At 30.2% G+C, this 802-nt stretch carries 1 protein-coding gene; it reads right to left on the reverse strand.

From position 1 onward, the window contains the following. Positions 1-113 precede the first annotated feature (113 nt). On the reverse strand, positions 114-698 hold the full coding sequence (locus tag ACOSP6_RS00010) for a hypothetical protein (RefSeq protein ID WP_422092425.1): 585 nt from the start codon (positions 696-698) through the stop codon (positions 114-116). Positions 699-802: the final 104 nt, after the last annotated feature.

Consider the following 802-nt stretch of genomic DNA (forward strand, 5'->3'; position numbering starts at 1 on the left):
TGCGGGAAAGGACGCGAGTCGTTTTCCGTTGATGTGGAAAGATAATTAATAAGATTGAATTTCCGTTGAGGAAATTCAGCCGCAATTAATTATACACGTTGTTGTAGCTAGTTTTATTTATTTTCGGTTTGTATTTCTTTAAGAAGTTCTAATACATTAAAAATAATGTCTTTTAATTTACTATTAGAGTAATAAGTGTCGTAAAAGTCATTTATATCTTTGGGTAAATTTAAATAATATCTGTTTGAAGAAATTACTCTTGAACTTGTATAATGATTTTCAATTATCTTTGTCAGAAAAGGTTTTTGAGATTTATAATAAACACTTATTTCTAATCTTTCGGAGTTTGCTGATAAAGAATCTTTTTCATAGTGTACCGTTGAGTTATGCTGCACTTTTATAAGCTCATTTGTTTCTTTTGCACGATAAACATATCTAGAAAAGCCACCAGATCCTACTGTTGATTCCTTTTCAGAGCTTCCATCATCATATGTGATTTTTTCCGTTAAGCTAATTGGACCCTCTGAGATACTTCTTATGATTTCAGTTCCATTATACTGTATACTCTCAGAAGCAATTATTAAGCTGTCAATTCTCTTCGAAAAGGCAATGTTTTCATCCAAAACAATTTGACTCCGATTATTTTGAGCTATTGAATTGAAAGAATAGAATAATAGTAAAATTATGATTTTTTTCATTAGGATAATTAGCTACAACGTATTTGTATAACTGTTGTTACGGGATTAAAGTTACGTATTTTGTTTAAAAACTAGCGTTAGTAATTACCGAGTGGATTCGGACG

This window comes from Tenacibaculum sp. MEBiC06402, from assembly GCF_049239625.1.
Lineage (GTDB): Bacteria > Bacteroidota > Bacteroidia > Flavobacteriales > Flavobacteriaceae > Polaribacter.